The organism is Pseudomonas sp. NGC7 (assembly GCF_047159675.1).
In the GTDB taxonomy this organism is placed as follows: domain Bacteria; phylum Pseudomonadota; class Gammaproteobacteria; order Pseudomonadales; family Pseudomonadaceae; genus Aquipseudomonas; species Aquipseudomonas kermanshahensis.
This window is the reverse complement of sequence record NZ_BAAFZY010000001.1, coordinates 4,374,737-4,392,232: the sequence shown is the minus strand read 5'-3', so window position 1 is coordinate 4,392,232 and position 17,496 is coordinate 4,374,737. Positions and strand designations below refer to the sequence as shown.

The 17,496-nt window shown below is 61.6% G+C and carries 20 protein-coding genes and 2 tRNA genes; 10 read left to right on the top strand and 12 right to left on the bottom strand.

Annotation, left to right across the window (positions count from 1 at the left end):
* From ACMCNM_RS19705 to ACMCNM_RS19690, 4 genes are all read right to left on the bottom strand, one after another.
* The gene (locus tag ACMCNM_RS19705; protein WP_027592701.1) at positions 1 to 1,425 is read right to left on the bottom strand and encodes a GGDEF domain-containing protein; all 1,425 of its coding nucleotides are present in this window, start codon (positions 1,423 to 1,425) and stop codon (positions 1 to 3) included.
* A gap of 138 nt (positions 1,426 to 1,563) precedes the next feature.
* Positions 1,564 to 3,393, bottom strand: a complete 1,830-nt coding sequence (locus ACMCNM_RS19700; RefSeq protein WP_412765217.1) for an SLC13 family permease — start codon at positions 3,391 to 3,393, stop codon at positions 1,564 to 1,566.
* Positions 3,394 to 3,532: 139 nt separating this feature from the next.
* Positions 3,533 to 3,919 carry a glycine zipper domain-containing protein gene (locus ACMCNM_RS19695; protein WP_027592699.1) on the bottom strand — a complete coding sequence of 129 codons (387 nt, stop codon included), beginning with the start codon at positions 3,917 to 3,919 and terminating at the stop codon, positions 3,533 to 3,535.
* A gap of 74 nt (positions 3,920 to 3,993) precedes the next feature.
* Positions 3,994 to 4,182, bottom strand: coding sequence for a hypothetical protein (locus ACMCNM_RS19690; protein WP_085273060.1), 189 nt, complete (start codon positions 4,180 to 4,182; stop codon positions 3,994 to 3,996).
* Between the two features lie 224 nt (positions 4,183 to 4,406).
* Here ACMCNM_RS19690 and ACMCNM_RS19685 point away from each other — a divergent pair, with 224 nt between their 5' ends.
* Positions 4,407 to 5,567, top strand: coding sequence for a GGDEF domain-containing protein (locus ACMCNM_RS19685; RefSeq protein WP_412765216.1), 1,161 nt, complete (start codon positions 4,407 to 4,409; stop codon positions 5,565 to 5,567).
* A 1-nt stretch (position 5,568) separates the two neighbouring features.
* On the opposite strand, the gene ACMCNM_RS19680 is transcribed toward ACMCNM_RS19685, so the two are convergent.
* A complete protein-coding gene (locus tag ACMCNM_RS19680; protein WP_027592696.1) occupies positions 5,569 to 5,871 on the bottom strand; it encodes an RcnB family protein in 303 nt (100 codons plus the stop codon).
* 113 nt (positions 5,872 to 5,984) lie between these two features.
* Here ACMCNM_RS19680 and ACMCNM_RS19675 point away from each other — a divergent pair, with 113 nt between their 5' ends.
* Both ACMCNM_RS19675 and ACMCNM_RS19670 read left to right on the top strand, forming a co-directional pair.
* Positions 5,985 to 6,335, top strand: coding sequence for a hypothetical protein (locus ACMCNM_RS19675; RefSeq protein ID WP_027592695.1), 351 nt, complete (start codon positions 5,985 to 5,987; stop codon positions 6,333 to 6,335).
* A gap of 32 nt (positions 6,336 to 6,367) precedes the next feature.
* Complete coding sequence (locus ACMCNM_RS19670; protein ID WP_238217283.1) at positions 6,368 to 7,189, top strand: class I SAM-dependent methyltransferase; 822 nt, start codon at positions 6,368 to 6,370, stop codon at positions 7,187 to 7,189.
* Here the strand turns inward: ACMCNM_RS19670 and ACMCNM_RS19665 are convergent, their stop codons facing one another.
* From ACMCNM_RS19665 to ACMCNM_RS19650, 4 genes are all read right to left on the bottom strand, one after another.
* Positions 7,190 to 7,957, bottom strand: coding sequence for an SDR family oxidoreductase (locus tag ACMCNM_RS19665; protein ID WP_027592693.1), 768 nt, complete (start codon positions 7,955 to 7,957; stop codon positions 7,190 to 7,192).
* A 23-nt stretch (positions 7,958 to 7,980) separates the two neighbouring features.
* Positions 7,981 to 9,048, bottom strand: coding sequence for a phosphotransferase family protein (locus tag ACMCNM_RS19660; protein WP_412765215.1), 1,068 nt, complete (start codon positions 9,046 to 9,048; stop codon positions 7,981 to 7,983).
* A gap of 188 nt (positions 9,049 to 9,236) precedes the next feature.
* Complete coding sequence (locus ACMCNM_RS19655; protein WP_412765214.1) at positions 9,237 to 9,554, bottom strand: SCP2 sterol-binding domain-containing protein; 318 nt, start codon at positions 9,552 to 9,554, stop codon at positions 9,237 to 9,239.
* A gap of 54 nt (positions 9,555 to 9,608) precedes the next feature.
* Positions 9,609 to 10,322, bottom strand: coding sequence for a histidine phosphatase family protein (locus ACMCNM_RS19650; protein ID WP_412765213.1), 714 nt, complete (start codon positions 10,320 to 10,322; stop codon positions 9,609 to 9,611).
* Between the two features lie 197 nt (positions 10,323 to 10,519).
* On the opposite strand from ACMCNM_RS19650, the gene sohB reads away from it, so the two are divergent.
* The 4 genes from sohB to ACMCNM_RS19630 all read left to right on the top strand — a co-directional run bounded on the left by sohB (position 10,520) and on the right by ACMCNM_RS19630 (position 12,727).
* Positions 10,520 to 11,539, top strand: coding sequence for a protease SohB (sohB, locus tag ACMCNM_RS19645; protein ID WP_085273210.1), 1,020 nt, complete (start codon positions 10,520 to 10,522; stop codon positions 11,537 to 11,539).
* A 153-nt stretch (positions 11,540 to 11,692) separates the two neighbouring features.
* A tRNA-Cys gene (locus tag ACMCNM_RS19640) sits at positions 11,693 to 11,766 on the top strand.
* A gap of 445 nt (positions 11,767 to 12,211) precedes the next feature.
* A complete protein-coding gene (locus tag ACMCNM_RS19635; protein ID WP_027592688.1) occupies positions 12,212 to 12,436 on the top strand; it encodes a hypothetical protein in 225 nt (74 codons plus the stop codon).
* 111 nt (positions 12,437 to 12,547) lie between these two features.
* On the top strand, positions 12,548 to 12,727 hold the full coding sequence (locus tag ACMCNM_RS19630; RefSeq protein ID WP_369124820.1) for a hypothetical protein: 180 nt from the start codon (positions 12,548 to 12,550) through the stop codon (positions 12,725 to 12,727).
* A 45-nt stretch (positions 12,728 to 12,772) separates the two neighbouring features.
* On the opposite strand, the gene ACMCNM_RS19625 is transcribed toward ACMCNM_RS19630, so the two are convergent.
* Positions 12,773 to 13,024 (bottom strand): hypothetical protein, encoded by a 252-nt coding sequence (locus tag ACMCNM_RS19625; RefSeq protein ID WP_027592687.1) that lies wholly within the window; start codon positions 13,022 to 13,024, stop codon positions 12,773 to 12,775.
* 783 nt (positions 13,025 to 13,807) lie between these two features.
* Between ACMCNM_RS19625 and ACMCNM_RS19620 the strand changes: the two genes are divergently transcribed.
* Positions 13,808 to 14,005: a hypothetical protein gene (locus ACMCNM_RS19620; protein ID WP_085273068.1), complete on the top strand. Its 198-nt coding sequence runs from the start codon at positions 13,808 to 13,810 to the stop codon at positions 14,003 to 14,005.
* Between the two features lies 1 nt (position 14,006).
* Here the strand turns inward: ACMCNM_RS19620 and ACMCNM_RS19615 are convergent, their stop codons facing one another.
* Positions 14,007 to 14,420 carry a DoxX family protein gene (locus ACMCNM_RS19615; RefSeq protein WP_099454684.1) on the bottom strand — a complete coding sequence of 138 codons (414 nt, stop codon included), beginning with the start codon at positions 14,418 to 14,420 and terminating at the stop codon, positions 14,007 to 14,009.
* Between the two features lie 104 nt (positions 14,421 to 14,524).
* Positions 14,525 to 14,609, bottom strand: a tRNA-Leu gene (locus tag ACMCNM_RS19610).
* Positions 14,610 to 14,884: 275 nt separating this feature from the next.
* On the opposite strand from ACMCNM_RS19610, the gene ACMCNM_RS19605 reads away from it, so the two are divergent.
* Both ACMCNM_RS19605 and ACMCNM_RS19600 read left to right on the top strand, forming a co-directional pair.
* Positions 14,885 to 16,021: a two-component system sensor histidine kinase NtrB gene (locus ACMCNM_RS19605; protein WP_412765212.1), complete on the top strand. Its 1,137-nt coding sequence runs from the start codon at positions 14,885 to 14,887 to the stop codon at positions 16,019 to 16,021.
* Between the two features lie 29 nt (positions 16,022 to 16,050).
* The gene (locus ACMCNM_RS19600; RefSeq protein WP_412765211.1) at positions 16,051 to 17,496 is read left to right on the top strand and encodes an ATPase domain-containing protein; all 1,446 of its coding nucleotides are present in this window, start codon (positions 16,051 to 16,053) and stop codon (positions 17,494 to 17,496) included.

Genomic DNA, 17,496 nt, shown 5'->3' with positions numbered 1-17,496 from the left:
TCAGACCACCTGGCGCTGTGCCTCGGCCTGTTCAACACAATTGCGGCCATGCGCCTTGGCCCGGTATAGCGCCTGGTCAGCGCGCGCCAGCAGCTCGTCCAGGCTCGGCGCCGGGGTGTCGGCGGCGCAGCCGTCCAGGCCGATGCTCACGGTGATCTGCAGGCGATGGTCGGCGTGCACCACGTGCAGGTCCTGTACGGCCCGGCGCAGGCGTTCGGCAGTGAATTTGGCGCGATCTGGCGCAAGGCCTGGGAGGATCACGACGAACTCCTCGCCGCCCATGCGCGCGAACAGTTCGCCTTCGTGCAACTGGTCTTGCAGGGTGCGGGCGAACTGGCGCAGTACCTGATCACCGATAGCGTGGCCATGTGCGTCGTTGATCGCCTTGAAGTGATCGATATCCAGCATCATCAAGGTCAGCGGCAATGCTTGGGCATGTTGCTGGCGGCTATCGAGCAGTGCATTGGCGCGGCGGGTGAACGCGCTGCGGGTCAGTACCCCAGTCAGGTGGTCGATGGTGGCCTGGTGCGCCAGGCGTGCCATCAGGCTGCGATTGGCCTGGCTGACGCAGGCCACCACCAGCGGCCCGAGCACCAGCATGGCGATGCCCAAGCGCGCCGACATCAGGGTGGTGACCCCGGGTTCGCTCTGCGGCACGCTGAAGTGCATGAGGTTTTGCGCGACTGCGACGATGAGGGTGCTGCCGGCGGTGAGCGTCAGCATCGAGACCAGAAACGGCGGGTAGGTCCAGGCACACCACAGCAGGGCGGCGATCGGGAAGGCAATCGCCCCTGGCCCACCGAAGGCGATGCTGAAGGCCAGCGAGCCAAGCAGCACCAGCAGCGGCGGCAAACGCACTGCTTGGGCGCCACTGCGCACCATTGCCCGCACCGAGGGCGCCGACAGCAGCACCGGTAGCACCAGTACGCCGGTCGAGAACTGTTCACTGAACCAGGCCAGCCAGGTGGCCTGCAGCGATTGCTCGAACCACGGTGCGGCCATCACCGAGGCCAGGCTCGCGGCAACCATTGCGCCAGCGGCGCACGCGGCAAACACACTGAGTACGCCATGCGGGCTGCGCATGCGTCGGTGCAGGCGCGGCACGCGTGACAACAACTGCCACACGGTGAACACCATGCCGAGGTTGCACAGGTTGAACCACAACGCCGGCTTCCAGGCGCTGCCGCACAGCAGGTCTGCCAGCACCATGGCCAGCCACACCAGCATGAAGCCGAGGGCGTTGGCCTGGCGGGGGTAGCGCAACAGCACGCCGACCAATACCGCATTCACCGGCCAGAACAGGGAGAGGGACTCGATGGGGCGTGCCAGGATGCCGCCGAGGGTCAGGGCAAACGTGAGGCAAAGCAGCGCGACATAGGGCAACAAGCGCGATTGGGCTGGAAAAACCATGAACTCGACCGGCAAGCGGAAACGAAATCCAGGACAACGGCTTGAAGCACCTGGGGCAATTACGTGTCAGTGTGTTTCGACAGGGTACTTGATGTCAATCTGCCGCGATCCTGCAAGATAATGCCAAATTGCCGGTATCCCCAGTCGATTTCCTTACAAGCCGAAGAACCACGGGACCATCACCACAGTCACCAGCATCACCAGCAAGGTGAATGGCACGCCGACTTTGACGAAATCACCGAACCGGTATTGCCCCGGGCCCAGCACCAGGGTGTTGACCGGTGACGAAACGGGCGTCATGAACGCAGCCGATGCGGCGAGGGCCACGGTCATGGCGAAGGGGTAGGGCGACATGCCCAGTTGCGTGGCCGTGCTGATTGCCACCGGCGCCATCAGCACGGCAGTGGCGGTGTTGGAAATGAACAGGCCAATCACCGCCGTCACGGCAAACAGGCAGGCAAGAATGGCACTGGGGCCGGCCCCGCCCAGCACACTGACCAGCCCGGTCACGGCCAAGTCGATGCCGCCGGTTTTTTGCAGGGCCTGGGCGAACGGCAGCATGCCGACGATCAGTACCAGGCTCTGCCAATGGATTGCCCGGTAGGCGCTGTTCATGTCGATGCACCGGCCTGCGCCCATCAGCAGGCAGCCGATCAGCGCGGCGATCACATTGGGCACCGCGCCGCTGACCATCAGCCCGACCATCACCGCCAGGCTCAACAAGGCCTGCGGCGCGCGAGTGCGGGCCGGGGCGACCTGGTCGATCTCGGCGGGCAAGCTCAGCACCAGAAAGTCGTGCGGTTTGCTCTGCAGTTGACGCACGGCTTTCCAGGGGCCGACCACCAGCAGGGTATCGCCCAGGCGCAGCTTTTCTTCCACCAGTTGCTCTTCGATGGCCACCTGATCGCGGCGCAAGCCGACCACGTTAAGGTCGAAGCGGGTACGGAACGCCAGCTCGAGGATGCTCTTGCCGATCAGCTGCGAGCCGGGTGGCAGCGACACTTCGGCCATGCCCAGTTCCTGCGACTGATCGATGAAGTAGGCTGCCTTGAAATGCAGGGGCTCCAGTTGCATGGTCTGGCACAGGCTGCGCAGGTCGTCGCGGTTGGCGAACAAGTCGAGCAGCAGCACGTCGCCCTGGTGCAACACGGTATTGGAGTCGGCGGTGATCACCCGTGTGGTGAATTTGTGCTGGCGCTCGATGCCGATCACGTTGGCGCCATGCTTTGTACGCAGCTCCAGCTCGCCCAGGGTGTGGCCAATCAGCGGTGAATGCGGGCGGATGCGCAGGCGCCGCTCGCGGCCGCTGAGCTTGTAGTCCAGTACCAGGTCAAGCAACGTGCGGCGGGTTTCTACCCGGCCGTCCTTGCGCACTTCGCCGTTGAGCCAGTGGCGGGTGAGCAGCATGTAGCCGATGCCCAGCACCAGCACCACCAGGCCGAACGGGGTAAAGCTGAAGAAATTGAAGCCCTGTTCGCCATGGCGCACCAGTTCGCTGTGCACCACCACGTTGGGCGGCGTGGCCACCAGGCTGAGCATGCCGCTGATCAGGCCAGCAAAGCTCAGCGGCATCATCAGGCGGCTGGGCGAGAGCTTGAGGCGTGCGGCGATGCTCAGCACCACCGGGATGAAGATCGCCACCACTCCCGTAGAACTCATCACCGACCCCAGGCCCGCCACCGCCACCATCAGCAGTATCAGCAAGCGCGCTTCACTGTTGCCCGCGCGTTCGCTCATCCATTCGCCGATGCGGTAGGCAATGCCGGTGCGTACCAGGCCTTCGCCGATCACGAACAGGGCAGCGATCAGTACCACGTTGGGGTCGCTGAAACCGGCCAGTGCCTGCTCCACCGTGAGGATGCCCGATAACGGCAGGGCGAGGATCACCATGAGGGCGACCACGTCCATGCGCGGGCGGTTGATGATGAAGAGGACGACGACGATGGCCAGCAGGCCGAGGACCCAGAGCAGCTCGTGGTTCATGGGGAGGGGGTGTTCCTTCACACGGGGCACGGTAGACATTAGCAGCCAGTGTGCCAGCTTGGGATGAAGGGTGTGTTGATGTGTTGCAGGGTTTAAGACGCAAAAGGGGCCGCTATGCGGCCCCTGTTTATCGCCTGGATCAGTGACGGTGACGGTGGTGCTTCTTGCCGTTGTTGTCGCCCATGTGGTTACCGATGGCACCACCGGCCGCGCCACCCAGGCCGGCACCAATGGTGGAGCCGGCAGAACCGCCGACTTTGCCACCGAGCAGCGAACCGCCCGCAGAACCCAGGCCACCGCCGATGGCAGCCTCGGTGCGGTTGCCCTTGCGAGCGCCTACCGCACTGCCGGCAGCGCCGCCGACACCGGCGCCGATGGCAGCGCCTGTGCTGCCGCCGATCTGTTGGCCGACAACGTTACCCAGTACACCACCCAGGCCACCGCCAATGGCGGCGGTACCGTCACCGGCGAAAGCGCCCTGGCACAGCAGCAGGCCGAGGGCAAGGGAAGGCAGAGTCAGACGCATGGTACGAACCTCAAAAGGAATCATCAGGTTAAGGTGCCGCGCAGCGGGCGGCGGGTCAGGGTTGCAAAGACGCTTCAGCGGTAGTAGCGGTCACCGCGGTATTGACGGTCGTCGTCGTCATCGTCACGGTCATGCCGATGATGGTGGCCATGGCCACGGTCGCGATCACGCCAGCCATCGTCGTCGTCATGGTAGCGATGGCTGTGGCAGCCAGCAGTCAGCAGGATGGCGGCAATCAGCGAAAAGCTTGCAAGGCGGGTCATCACGATATAGGTCCTTGATCCGCAAAGGTTTACGGGACACTTCCTCAGACTGGGATCGATCCATTTGGTTTCCTGGGCGGGCAAAAAATTGTCCTGCCAGCGATGAGTGGCGTGCTTGCCGGCTGCTGTTCTGTCTCGCTCGGTCATGGCCGAGCCGGCCGTCGGCACCTAGACTGCACGGTAAGCCGCAGCCAAGACGGCAAACTGCCACACGGTGAATCACGATGATCGCCCACACCCCCACGCTGTTCGCCGCGGTCGCCCTGGTAGCGACCATTCTGGCTTTCTGCCTGTTGTTGGTCGGCCGCAGCAACCGCCGCGACAACCTGCTGCTAACCGGCTGCGGGCTGCTGGTGCATGCCTTGGCGTATGTCTGCTACACCGTTTACGCGCAAGCGCCGCTGTGGCTCAGCTATGGCCTGGGCAACAGCTTGCTGTCACTGGCCCTGGCGTTTTATTCGGCCAGCTTGTTCCGGGTGCGTGAGCAAGTGATCCCGTGGCGGCTGATCTTCATCATCCCGGCGTGCATGCTGGTGGGGCTGATGCTGCTTCTCGACACCCTCGAACCACGCATGCTGCTGGCGACGCTGGTGCTGATGCTGCAGTGCTCGATGATCCTGTACTGGGCCAGGCGGTACGTCGAGCGACCAGGCAGGGCGCACCTGCTGCTGCAGATCGGTGCGCTGATCAGCTTGGTCGGGCTGGGCATGCGCGCCGTGGCGGTGGCCAATGGCACGGCGGTGGAAATGCGCTATGACACCAGCAACCTCAAGCAGAGCATTTCGGTGGCGATCGGCACGGTCACGGTGATGATGTGTTCGATCGGCTTGGTGTTGATGGCCAAGGAGCGTAGCGAATCGCGTCTACAGCACTTGGCCTTGCGCGATGTGTTGACCGGCACCTACAACCGCCGGGCGATCCTCGAACGCTTCGGCGTCGAGTTGGACCGCGCCCGCGAGGCGCAGAGCAGCCTGGCCGTGGCCATGATCGATATCGATCATTTCAAGCGGATCAACGACCTGTATGGGCACTTGGCGGGTGACGAGGTGTTGTGCCATTGCGTGCGTCAGTTGCAGCAGCGTTTGCGCCAGGGGGACAGCCTTGGGCGCTATGGCGGGGAGGAATTCCTGCTGCTGTTGCCAGGTACTGACAGAAGCGGGGCGATGGCCGCGTTGCAGGGCTTGCGGGAAGCGATTGCCAACAGCCCCGCGCGTTTTGCCGGTGATGAGATCGAGCTGCGTTTCAGTGTCGGGCTGTGGTGCGGTGTGCCAGGGCCCAGGGACAGCACCTCCAGCCTGCTGGCGCAGGCGGATGCAGCGCTTTATCAGGCCAAGGCCGCCGGGCGCAACACCGTGCACATGGCGGCCTTGGTGCAGGTCAGTTGATTCAGCTGGCCGGGTGGATCGCCAACACTACCCCATTGGTGATCTGCACCAGCACGTAGTGCTCGCCCATGCGTACCCAATGGCTTTCCTTTTCTGGGGTGGGCAGGCCTTTGGCCTTCCAGTCTTTTACCGTCTGATCATCGCGCTTGTATTGGTCGGGGGCCTTGTCACCCACCTTGAGTTCACGGTTGTGGGTTTCTGGCCCCGTAATGCTTTCTTCGGCGGACGGGGCGGCAGAAGCGGCCAACGGCAGGCAGGGCAGGGCGGCGAGCAGCAAGGCGGGTATCAGGTGATGCTTTTTCATCGCGGTTTCCTTGTGACGGCATGTTCCTACTGCGACAGCAGCATGCGCCCGACAATTCACTCGCGGTGCCGCCAATGCTAGAGTCGCCTTCTTTTTTGCCCTGAGGATTGAACATGCGAGCGATTCTGCCGATGGCCGCAGTACTGATGCTGGTCGGTTGCGCTTCCGCGACCATGGAAACGGCACGTGGCGGCAAGCCGACCGCGCAGCTCGATTCGCACAAGGCGCCAGAACTGGTTGCCCAATGCATTCAGTTCAGCTGGCAGGAAGAGGCGGTGTTCGGGGACGATGCCAGTGGCTACCTGGAGCCGCGCAAACAGGGTGGTTTCACCGTGTATACCCGCGAGGCCGAGGCGTTCGTGGACGTTTATCCGCAGGCGGGTGGGGCGCGGGTCGATTACTACGCGCAAAAAAATGACGGCGTGGCGCTGCAGCGGCGTGCTGCTGCGGCGACGTGCCTGTAATAAAACAGTACGAGCAGACAAGGACGTCAACCATGGACCGATCGCTGCAACTCAACCGCACCAGCTGGGACGAACGCGCCCCCTTGCACGCTGCCTCGAAAGACTATGAGGTCGAGCTGCTGGTCGAACGCCCCGCGCATCTTTCCGAAACCGTTCGTTTCGACTTGCCGCTGCTGGGCGATATCCACGGGCTCAACGCCGTTCACCTGCAGTGCCACATCGGCACCGATACCCTGTCGCTCGCACGCCTTGGCGCGCAGGTTTGTGGTCTGGATTTTTCCGCGGCTTCGCTGGCGCAGGCGCGGGCGTTGGCCGAACGCTGCGCAGCGCCAATCGCGTATGTGGAGTCAGATGTCTACGCCGCCGACCAGGTGCTGCCAGCGGGGACGTTCGACCTGGTCTACACCGGCATCGGCGCGCTCTGCTGGCTGCCCCGCATCGAGCCGTGGGCGCGCGCTGTGGCGGCCTTGTTGAAGCCGGGTGGGCGGCTGTTCCTGCGCGATGGCCACCCGATGCTGATGGCCGTCAACGAAGACCACCAGGACCGCCTGTTGATCGAGTATCCGTACTTCGAGCACGAAACCCCGACGGTGTGGCACACCGACCAGACGTACGTCGAAACCGACCAGCGCCTCGTCCATACCGAGACCCATGAGTGGAACCACGGCCTGGGCGAGGTTATCAGTGCCTTGCTGGCGCACGGGCTGCAACTGACAGGCCTGGTCGAGCACCCGAGCATCCCTTGGGAAGCGTTGCCTGGGCAGATGGACAAGGGCGCCGACGGCGAGTGGCGTTTGCGCCACCAGCCGTCACGCCTGCCCTTGAGCTACACCTTGCAGGCGATCAAGGCCTGATCAGGACAAGTAACCACCGTCGACGTTGAGTGCGGTGCCGGTGGTGTAGCTGGAGGCGTCGCTGGCCAGGTACAGCACCGCGCCGGCCATTTCCTTGGGGTCGGCCACGCGCTTGAGCGGGATTTGCTGCAGGGCGGCGTTGAGGATGGCCTCGTTCTTCACCAGTGCCGAGGCGAACTTGGTATCGGTCAGGCCGGGCAGCAGGGCATTGCAGCGGATGCCGAACGGCGCGCATTCCTTGGCGAAGACCTTGGTCATGTTGATCACCGCAGCCTTGGTCACCGAATAGATGCCTTGGAAGTGCCCAGGCGAAACACCGTTGATCGACGCCACGTTGATGATGCTGCCGCCGCCGTGTTCGCGCATCAGCTTGCCGGCTTCCACCGACATGAAAAAGTAGCCGCGGATATTGACGTCGACGGTCTTCTGGAAGGCGAGCAGGTCGGTGTCCAGCACGTTGCCGAACTGCGGGTTGGTGGCCGCGTTGTTGACCAGGATATCCAGGCGCCCGAACTGTTCGCGTATCCCCGCGAACACCTGCTGGATCTGCTCCATTTCGCCGATATGGCAGGCCACTGCGGTGGCCTTGCCCCCGGCGGCGATGATCGCGTCGGCAACGTGCTGGCAGCCGTCCAGTTTGCGGCTGGAGACAATGACATGGGCGCCCTGCTGCGCCAGCAGATGGGCAATGGCCTCGCCGATGCCGCGGCTGGCGCCGGAAACGAAGGCGATCTTGCCGTCAAGGTCGAACAAGTGGGTCTTGGACATGCTGTTTTCCTTGTTATCTGTCGTCAGAGCGTGGAGGTGCGGGTCACCTGCAAGGCCATCTGCTCCAGCAGCCGGTTCATGTGGATGAACTGAGCGAAGCGTTTGTCCTGGGTTTGGCCGTGGTAGTAGCGGTAGTAGATCTGCTGGACGATGCCGGCGAGGCGGAACAGGCCATAGCAATAGTAGTAATCGAAGTTGTCGAGGCGAATGCCGGCGCGCTCGGCGTAGTAGTCGACGAACTGCCGGCGGGTGAGCATGCCGGGCGCGTTACTGGGTTGGCGGCGCATCAGTTGCACGGGCGCCGGGTCTGCTGCCTCGATCCAGTAGGCCAGGCTGTTGCCCAGGTCCATCAGTGGGTCACCGAGGGTGGCCATCTCCCAATCCAGCACACCGATGATGCGCATCGGGTTGTCGGCATCGAGTATCACGTTATCGAAGCGGTAGTCGTTGTGGACGATGCCGGGGCGTGGGTGGTCGGCGGGCATCTTGTCGTGCAACCAGGCAATCACATGCTCCCAGCGCGGGGCATCATCGGTGATGGCTTTGGCGTAGCGGCTGGTCCACCCCTCGATCTGGCGTTGCACATAGCCTTCCGGCTTGCCCAGGTCGGCCAGGCCGCAGGCTTGGTAGTCGACCTGATGCAGCTCGACCAGGCGGTCGATGAAGCTTTTGCACAAGGCTTCGGTGCTGGCTGCGTCGAGATTGAGTTCAGCCGGGATGTCCGAGCGCAGGATGATGCCGTTGACCCGCTCCATCACATAGAACTCGCCGCCGATCAGGGTCTCGTCGGTGCAGTGCACGTACGCCTTGGGGCAGTAAGGGAAGCCACTGTTGAGCTGATTAAGGATGCGAAATTCACGGCCCATGTCGTGGGCCGACTTGGCCTTCTGCCCGAATGGCGGGCGGCGCAGCACGAAATCTCGGCCCGGGTAGGTGACCAGGTAGGTGAGGTTGGAGGCGCCGCCGGGGAACTGGCTGATGCTCGGCAAGCCTTCGAGGCCGGGAATATGGGCCTTGAGATAAGGGTCGATGACGGCCGCGTCGAGTTCTTCGCCGGGGCGGACCTGGGTGGACTGATCGGTGAGCGTCATGCGTTTTCCTTATTTTCGTTCGCAACAACTATTGGCTAATCTAATGGCCTGCCGGCGTTGGAACAAGCGTGCCAGCCGTCATATAGGTGAGGGTGTTGCTGATGGATCAATCGCCTTGATGTGATCGGGCAAAAAAAAACCGAAGCCGGTCAGGCTTCGGTTTTTTGATCAATCGGCGTGCCCATCACTCAGGACGGGAACAGCTCGCTGAGTTTCATCGACAGCATCATGTCGCCTTCGACGCGCAGCTTGCCACCCATGAAGGCCTGCATGCCGTCGGTCTCGCCGCTGACGATACCCTTGAGGGTCTCGCTGTCCAGCACCAGGGTGCAGTTGGCGTCTGGGTTTTCGCCTTCTTTCAGTTCGCAGTTGCCGTCCTTGACGATCAGCGCAAAGTGCTTGTCTTCGTCAGTGATGTTGAAGCCGAACACCAAGTCCAGCCCCGCAGCGGCGGCTGGATTGAACTTTGCTTTCATCGCTTCGACGGCTTTAGCTACATCGCTCATGGCGTAATCCTTATTAAGTTATATTCGCGTCCGCAGGGACACAACAAGCCGGGCTCATCGGTAGGTGACAAGCTCCGGCGCCCTCAGCAGCTGCACGTGGGCTTGGCTGTTGAAGGAGGCCAGTGCCACGTCGCGGCCCCGAAACTTCAGTTGGCTGAGCGACGTGTTGATGATCTGCCAGTTCAGCGCGAAGGCTTGGCTGGGGGTAATGCCGGTAACCAGATGGAGCAGGGCCGCAATGGTGCCGCCGGAGGTGAAGATGGCGATGTTGTCGCCACTGCCCGCGCCTTCGAGCACACGCTGCAGGCCACGCTGGACGCGCGCGGTGAAGGCCTGCCAGGTCTCCAGGCCATCGTCGGCAGGATGATCGCCCACGTGCCAGCGCTGCACCATCAGCGCGAACAGGCGCTGGAATTCGCTGCGGTGCTGCGCGCCATTGCGCAGGATGCGCAGGGCATCGGGTTCTTGCGCCAGCAGGCCGGGCAGCAGGGCGCGGATCACGCCATCGGCATCGAACTCATTGAATGCCGCATCGGTCTCAACAGCCGGAACCGGGCAGCCTGTGGCGTGCAAGGCCTCCAGGGCCAGGCGTGCGGTGTCCTGCTGGCGGCGCAGGTCGCCGGCCACGCAACGATCGAGCTGCACGCCGAGCAGGGCCAGGTGTTCACCCAGGGCTTGGCTCTGACGCACACCGATGGTCGAGAGGACGTCGTAGTCCTCGGCACCGAAGGAGGCTTGGCCATGTCGGATCAGGTAGAGGTTGCCCACGGAGGTATCCGGCCTGTTGAGGTTGCTGCGAGGTTAGGATGTGCCACACAGGCTGTCAACGAAAAAACATACAAGCGTTTGAAAAGGTTGTTTGAACTGTGTTGCCAGCGTTTACACCGGCTGGCAGCGCCTCAGGCGCACCGGTATGCTTGCAGCAGTTACGCGCCGAACTGGCGCTGGTCTATGAAGGAGTCAACGTGGAGTTTCTTGCCGAATACGCAAGCTTTCTCGCCAAAACCGCCACCCTGGTGATTGCCATCCTGGTCGTGCTGTCGGCCATCGCCGGTTTGCGCGGTAAAGGGCGGCGCAAACCGGGCGGGCAATTGCAGGTCACCCGCCTCAACGAGTTCTATAAAGAGCTGCGTGAGCGCCTGGAGTCGGGCCTGCTCGACAAGGCCCAGCTCAAGGCGCTGCGCAAGCAGCAGGCCAAGGCGGAAAAACAACAGAAAAAAGGCAAGGCCGAAGAAAAGGGCCGGGTCTTCGTGCTCGATTTCGATGGCGACATCAAGGCCTCGGCCACCGAGAGCCTGCGCAACGAAATCACCGCGCTGCTGACCCTCGCCACCCCGCAGGACGAAGTAGTGCTGCGCCTGGAGAGTGGCGGTGGCCTGGTACACAGCTACGGCCTGGCGGCTTCGCAGCTGGCGCGTATTCGCCAGGCGGGCATCCCGTTGACCGTGTGCATCGACAAGGTGGCGGCCAGCGGTGGTTATATGATGGCCTGCATTGGCGAGAAGATCGTCAGCGCGCCCTTTGCCGTGCTGGGTTCGATTGGTGTGGTGGCGCAACTGCCTAATGTCAATCGCCTGTTGAAGAAGCATGACATCGATTTCGAAGTGCTCACGGCGGGCGAATACAAGCGCACCCTCACCGTGTTCGGCGAAAACACCGAAAAGGGCAGGGAGAAGTTCCAGGAAGACCTGGACATTACCCACCAGCTGTTCAAAGACTTTGTCTCGCGCTATCGCCCGCAGTTGCACATCGACGAAGTGGCCACCGGCGAAGTCTGGCTGGGCGTGGCGGCTCTCAACCGCAAGCTGGTTGACGAGCTGCAGACCAGCGACGAGTACCTCAGCGACCGCGCCCGCAACGCCAACCTGTTCCACCTGCACTACGCCGAACGCAAGAGCCTGCAGGAGCGTATTGGCATGGCTGCCAGCGGCACGGTGGAGAACACCGTGGTGGGGCTTTGGAGCAAACTCGGCCGCTTGCGCTAACACCTTGAACCCCTTGAAATTTTTTTATGTTCAGGGGGTTGCAAGGTTCGATGATTGAAGACATAATGGCGCCCATCGAAACGCAGCGAACTTTGAAAAAGGTTCAGTGTTTCAAGGAGATAGCAAAGCGCAAGCAGCTAGATCCGACTTTGAGGCCGAGTAGCAAAGTGGTTATGCTCCGGATTGCAAATCCGTCTACGCCGGTTCGATTCCGACCTCGGCCTCCATTATTCGAAAGCCCCGCAGATTAACGTCTGCGGGGCTTTTATTTGTGGGGCGGAAAATACAGAAGCCCCTTGAGGCGTGACGCCTAAGCTCAGCACGTGTTGGGCTTTTCCGTTTTTAGCGACAGGGTTATTTTTCAAGGTGTACCGACTGTTGCGATTCACAAAAAAGAAACTCTCCAGAGCGCTGCGAAAGTGGTTCGTCTACCTCGCTGTTGCAGGTGTCGCGGGCAATTCCAGCCGATTGTTCGACCACCTTTCCCTGTGGAAACCCTGGCGTTTAGCTAAGGGCGTTGTCGCAGGCCTCATTGCCTTTTGATGACGTTTTATACTGAAAGGGCTACTGCAGCATGAAGCGGTGTGCCAGGGTGGAAATTTATAAGTAGCGCTTCCGACTCTGGAGGAGTATTGATGGCTTCCCGGCGCAATGTCGGAGGGAGTCACCTCAATGGATCGCAAGCCAAGCAATCAGGAAGTCGCTGTGGCGATCGGCATTAGCGAAGCGGAAGTCATTCGGTACAGAAGCGAGACGTTGTTGCTCGGCGATGGGTCATGGCTCATCCACTTCACATTCTTGATGCCCAAAGAGCTTCGGTTCGGCCTGACCGGGAGCTTTACCCACATCTTGAAAGCGGCGCCGCCGGCCGGTGACCGGCGAGTGGAGGCCCTGTAAACGTAGGCTCTGGTGGCAAGGACAGGGGATTTCGCCCATTCTGTGGCCGATGCAGCGTATAGTGACAAACGAGTTGCTGCATTTCAGTGACTCCTCTATCGAGGTTCAGTCATGAATGCCTCCCATCAGTCCCCCACGCACAAAGCCCACCTGCGGCTAGACGAGCAGATCAAAGCATTCCTTTCTAAGGGCGGAGCCATCCAGGAAGTGGCGTCTGGCATTGGTGCATCCGATCGTGTCGGCCCCAAGCTGCCATCGGCGAGGTGGCCCAGCTCCAAAGTCGTCAGATAAGGCGAATGGGGTCGCACAGCGACCCCAATGACGGCTGAAGAAACGTTATTGAGGTGGGTAGCGTGCCAAGTCCGCTTCCAGCTTTTCAGCGTCGCCTACCCGCTTGCGCACTTCGGCGTAAAACTGCTGGCTTTGGTTCTGAAACCGAATGTAGTCGCGGTCGCACGCTTCTTGCGCGGCCGTGAGTTCGTGGCCGGCAAGCCCCTGGGTGGATTGGCGTGACAGGATGTAGGCCTGCCAGCAGTTCTCTACTTTGAGCAACCCGCGAGCGAACGCTTTTGTCTCGATTGTCGCCATTGGAGCACCCTCTTTGTGCCGAAAATCGGCACGTCGGTGTGGATCGCCAGAGCGACGATGGGCAATGTGTGGAAAAGCCGAATACCCGAGTATCGGATAGTGGAGCTTAGTGCGTTTTGAAGGGGGCGCTCGTAGGTCAGCGTCGGACGAGGCAGACAAAGAAAAGCCCGCCTACAAGGGGCGGGCTAAAAGAACGTACGGAGCAAGGTCAGTGTGCCGCCCCTATTGTCGGTAATACGTGAAGCGGGGGTCATTAGGCTGTCGTTTTGGTGTGGGTAGGGTTCAATTCTGGGGGGAATGTGAGCTGCGAAGTGTAAGGCGTTGGAGCTTCTGCGCTTATAAGATCGAGCGCCGCCCGCGCGGCGCATCGCGAGCAACGCTCGCTCCTACGTTTGTTTTTGGCCAATAACGCCTGTGACAGGCTCGCGCGACCGCCTTGGCGCATGGCTTGATATCGTGTCGTACAAACAAGGCGGTCGCGCGCCGCCCCCACAGGCATGACTGGCCCGAAACAAACGTAGGAGCGAGCGTTGCTCGCGATGCGCCGCGCGGGCGGCGCTCGATTTCAAAGGCGCTAAAAATCTCAAGCCAGGCCCTTCGCCCCACTATCAAAAATCACCACCCCAAAAAAAAGCCCGCCATGAAAAGGCGGGCAAATAACGTTTGAAGGGAGAGCCTGCAGGCTGCGCCCGCTCCGTTAACTCAGCATTAAGCCGCAACCCATTGACCTCGCCCCCTGTTCAGCCTATACAAGCCTCCCGCCATCCCAGGAGCCCGCCCCGCATGCGCGACGAAGACGATCTGCACGAGCCCGAGCATGACCACCTGCTCGACCACGAATTCCTTTACGACGGCATCGACCCCGAGGCAGACGCCCAAGGCGCGGAAGACCCTGTCGAAGAGGATGAGGAAACGCTGGATGACCTCGATGATGAGGAACGTGATCACCCAGCCTGGTTCGACGACTGCGAAGACGCGTGAGTCAGCGACGGTCCAGCGAGAAGCGGCCGGGGCCACTCACGGCCAGCAACAGCAAGCCGCCAATGATGCTCAGGTTTTTCAGGAACTGGGTCATGTTGGCGCTGCGCTCGGGGTCGACCATGTTCCAGAACGGGTGGCCGATCAATGCGGTGCCCAGCACGAACAGTGCAAACAGGAAGGCCAGCGGGCGCGTGTAGAACCCCAGAATCAGCACGATGCCGACGAAAAACTCCATGATCACCGCAACGGCCGCGGCAACCGTAGGGGCAGGGGCGCCGAGGGAGGTCATGTAGCTGACCGTGCCTTCAAAGCCGGTCAACTTGGCCCACCCGGACACAACAAACAGAATCATCAGCAGAATGCGGGCAACCAGGATGATGAAGTCGCGTTGACCATCGAACAGGGAATAGCGCATGGCGGCATACCAGTGGACAGGGACAAGCTCCACTCTAGCAGTTGCACCGAAGATTTCCGCTGGGCAGCAAAAAGGCGCCACCAGGGCGCCTTTTCGAAGGAATTTGGTGCGAGTGGCGGGACTCGAACCCGCAAGGCTCACGCCGACAGATTTTAAGTCTGCTGTGTATACCAATTCCACCACACTCGCACTTGAATGGGCCTTGACGACCGGCGGGCTTCTAAGCAGATGTACTAAGTAGAAAGCGCGTTGCATTCAAGCGCGCTTTATAACCCATTGTTATAGTTGAGTCAACTCCAGCACCTATTATCAAGGTGAAGTTAGCCGTGACCGCAGGCAGCAGGATTCGCCTCAGTGCCTGTACTCGTCGATCGATAACACTGACAATCAGTTGCCACGGGGGCGGCTGCAGAGGACACTCCTGCTTAAACCCAATTCCTCCCCGCTGTGCCTGTGGAGTCTGCATGGTTTCAGCTGACTGTCTCGAACACCCTGTCATGCCCGCGCACCGCTATGAACAGCTGGTTCAATCGGTGGTTGACTACGCCATCTACATGCTCGACCCGACGGGGCATGTGGTGTCGTGGAACGCTGGCGCCGAACGCATCAAGGGCTACCGGGCCGATGAAGTGATCGGCCAGCATTTCTCGTTGTTCTTCACCCCCCAGGATTGCGCGCAAGGGCTCCCCGAGCGCTTGCTGTGCCAGGCGCTTGAGCAAGGCGTGGCGCAGGATGAGGGGTGGCGCGTGCGCAAGGACGGCTCGCAATTCTGGGCGCTGGCCGCGCTGGATGTGATTCGCGATGACCTTGGGCAGATCATTGGCCTGGCCAAGGTTACCCGCGACATTACCGACCGGCGCGAATCGGCACTGCAGCTCGACGCTGTGCGTGCGCAGCTGTTCCAGGCGCAGAAGTTAGAAGCGCTCGGCCAGCTGACCGGCGGGCTGGCGCATGATTTCAACAACATGCTCACGATCATCCTGAGTTCCGCCCGGCTGGCCCTGACCTCTCACGACCCGGAGCGCATCCAGCGCATGTTGCATCACATCCTCGAAGCCGGCGAGCGGGGCACCGAGCTGACCCAACAACTGCTCAGCTTTGCCCGCCACCGTAAGCTGGATGTTACGCGCATCGCGCCCCTGGAGTTGATTGCTGCCACGCGTGGCTTGCTCGAGCATTCGCTGACAAGTGAAATCGACCTGCAACACCATTTGCCCGCGAGTCTGCCCGCCATCGAAGTCGATGCCGGGCAGTTGCAGATGGTGCTGCTCAATTTGCTGTTCAACGCCCGTGACGCCATTGAGGGTAAAGGCAGCATCGGCCTGGCGGTCGATGTTGTTGAACTGGCCGGGGACGTTGAAGGGTTGCGTGGCCGTTATGTGTGCTTCGAGGTGCAGGACAGCGGCAGCGGGATTGCTCCCGACGTACTGCCACGTATCTTCGAGCCTTTTTTTACCACCAAGGCCTTCGGCAAGGGCACCGGCCTTGGCCTGAGCCAGGTTTACGGTTTTGCCAAGCAGAGCAATGGCGCCATCAGCGTCGACAGCGTGCCTGGCCAAGGCACGTGCATGCGTCTTTATTTGCCCGCGTGTGACCCATAAGCGGATCACCAATTCTACAGGTACACACCATGGCACAAGCACTCAAGCGGCTGGTGACGGGGATCGGAGGGCTCGATGCCCTGCTCAAGGGCGGGCTGGTCGCGGGCGCGTCCTACATCGTTCAAGGCCCGCCTGGCGCGGGTAAAACCATCCTCGCCAATCAGTTGGCCTGTGGCCACGTACAGGGTGGCGGCAGGGTGTTGGTGGCGACGTTGCTCAGTGAATCGCACGAGCGGCTGTTCCAATATCTTGGGACGCTGGCGTTTTTTGATCCGACCCTGGTGGGCGACCAGATTCAATTTGTCAGTGCCTTCGATACCCTGGAGCAGGAAGGGCTCGATGCCGTGGTCAAGCTGCTGCGCCAGGAAATCAACCGGCAGCAGGCCAGCCTGCTGATCGTCGATGGGGTGCTCAATGCCCGCGTGCGCGCCGAAACGACCCTGGACACCAAGAAATTCGTCTCGGAACTGCAAGGCCACGCCGCCTTTGCCGGCTGCACACTGCTGTTGTTGACCAGCGCCCGGCTGGACGAGGGTAGCCCGGAGCACACCATGGTCGATGGTGTGCTCGAACTGGGCGAGCAACTGGTGGGCAGCCGTGCCGTGCGCCATATTCAACTGCGCAAGACGCGTGGTAGCGCAGCCCTGTCGGGGCGCCATGAATGCTTGATCGATGAAGCGGGCATGCATGTTTTTCCACGTCTTGAATCGCTGTTCAGCCACCCCAGCCACCTGGGCAACGCCAGCCTGAGCCGTGTTTCTTCGGGCATTCCGAGCCTGGATGAAATGCTCGACGGCGGGCTGGCTACAGGCTCCGTTAGCCTGATCATGGGGCCCTCCGGTATTGGCAAAACGTCACTGGGCCTGGCCTTTCTTGGTGCGTGCACGAAAGAAGCGCCTGGTGTGCATTTTGGATTCTACGAAACACCCGAACGCCTGCGCCTCAAGGCGCTATCGCTTGGCTACGATTTTGCCGCTCTGGAACGCGAAGGTGCGCTGCAGCTGTGCTGGCAGCCCACCACGGAGGGTTTGCTGGACCAGGTCGGCGCGCGCTTGCTTCAGCGCGTCGAGGCCCAAGGCAGCAAGCGTGTGGTGATCGATAGCCTGGGCGCCTTCAGCCGCCTGGCAATTGACCCGACTCGGCTCAACGCGTTTTTCCGCGCCTTGACCGGCGAGTTGCGGGCGCGAGACGTCAGTGTGCTGCTGACCTGGGAGATGCGTGACATGTTCGGGTCGGAAATCATGGCCCCGGCACCGGACCTGTCGAGCATCGTCGACAACTTGATGCTGATGCGTTTCGTCGAACTGGATTCCCAGCTGCGGCGCATGCTGTCGATTCTCAAGGTGCGTGACAGCCACCATGACCCCGCGCTGCACGAGCTGTTGCTCGGCCCGCAGGGCATTACCTTGCGCAAGGCCTTCGAGGGCGCCAGCGGCGTGCTCTCGGGGACGCCAGTGCAGCAAGGTGGCGGGTGA

Coding starts and splice junctions, on each gene's coding strand:
- ACMCNM_RS19700 (WP_412765217.1), bottom strand. CDS start 3,393: ATGAACCACGAGCTGCTCTGGGTCCTCGGCCTGCTGGCCATCGTCGTC.
- ACMCNM_RS19695 (WP_027592699.1), bottom strand. CDS start 3,919: ATGCGTCTGACTCTGCCTTCCCTTGCCCTCGGCCTGCTGCTGTGCCAG.
- ACMCNM_RS19690 (WP_085273060.1), bottom strand. CDS start 4,182: ATGACCCGCCTTGCAAGCTTTTCGCTGATTGCCGCCATCCTGCTGACT.
- ACMCNM_RS19685 (WP_412765216.1), top strand. CDS start 4,407: ATGATCGCCCACACCCCCACGCTGTTCGCCGCGGTCGCCCTGGTAGCG.
- ACMCNM_RS19680 (WP_027592696.1), bottom strand. CDS start 5,871: ATGAAAAAGCATCACCTGATACCCGCCTTGCTGCTCGCCGCCCTGCCC.
- ACMCNM_RS19675 (WP_027592695.1), top strand. CDS start 5,985: ATGCGAGCGATTCTGCCGATGGCCGCAGTACTGATGCTGGTCGGTTGC.
- ACMCNM_RS19670 (WP_238217283.1), top strand. CDS start 6,368: ATGGACCGATCGCTGCAACTCAACCGCACCAGCTGGGACGAACGCGCC.
- ACMCNM_RS19665 (WP_027592693.1), bottom strand. CDS start 7,957: ATGTCCAAGACCCACTTGTTCGACCTTGACGGCAAGATCGCCTTCGTT.
- ACMCNM_RS19660 (WP_412765215.1), bottom strand. CDS start 9,048: ATGACGCTCACCGATCAGTCCACCCAGGTCCGCCCCGGCGAAGAACTC.
- ACMCNM_RS19655 (WP_412765214.1), bottom strand. CDS start 9,554: ATGAGCGATGTAGCTAAAGCCGTCGAAGCGATGAAAGCAAAGTTCAAT.
- ACMCNM_RS19635 (WP_027592688.1), top strand. CDS start 12,212: ATGGATCGCAAGCCAAGCAATCAGGAAGTCGCTGTGGCGATCGGCATT.
- ACMCNM_RS19630 (WP_369124820.1), top strand. CDS start 12,548: ATGAATGCCTCCCATCAGTCCCCCACGCACAAAGCCCACCTGCGGCTA.
- ACMCNM_RS19625 (WP_027592687.1), bottom strand. CDS start 13,024: ATGGCGACAATCGAGACAAAAGCGTTCGCTCGCGGGTTGCTCAAAGTA.
- ACMCNM_RS19620 (WP_085273068.1), top strand. CDS start 13,808: ATGCGCGACGAAGACGATCTGCACGAGCCCGAGCATGACCACCTGCTC.
- ACMCNM_RS19615 (WP_099454684.1), bottom strand. CDS start 14,420: ATGCGCTATTCCCTGTTCGATGGTCAACGCGACTTCATCATCCTGGTT.
- ACMCNM_RS19605 (WP_412765212.1), top strand. CDS start 14,885: ATGGTTTCAGCTGACTGTCTCGAACACCCTGTCATGCCCGCGCACCGC.
- ACMCNM_RS19600 (WP_412765211.1), top strand. CDS start 16,051: ATGGCACAAGCACTCAAGCGGCTGGTGACGGGGATCGGAGGGCTCGAT.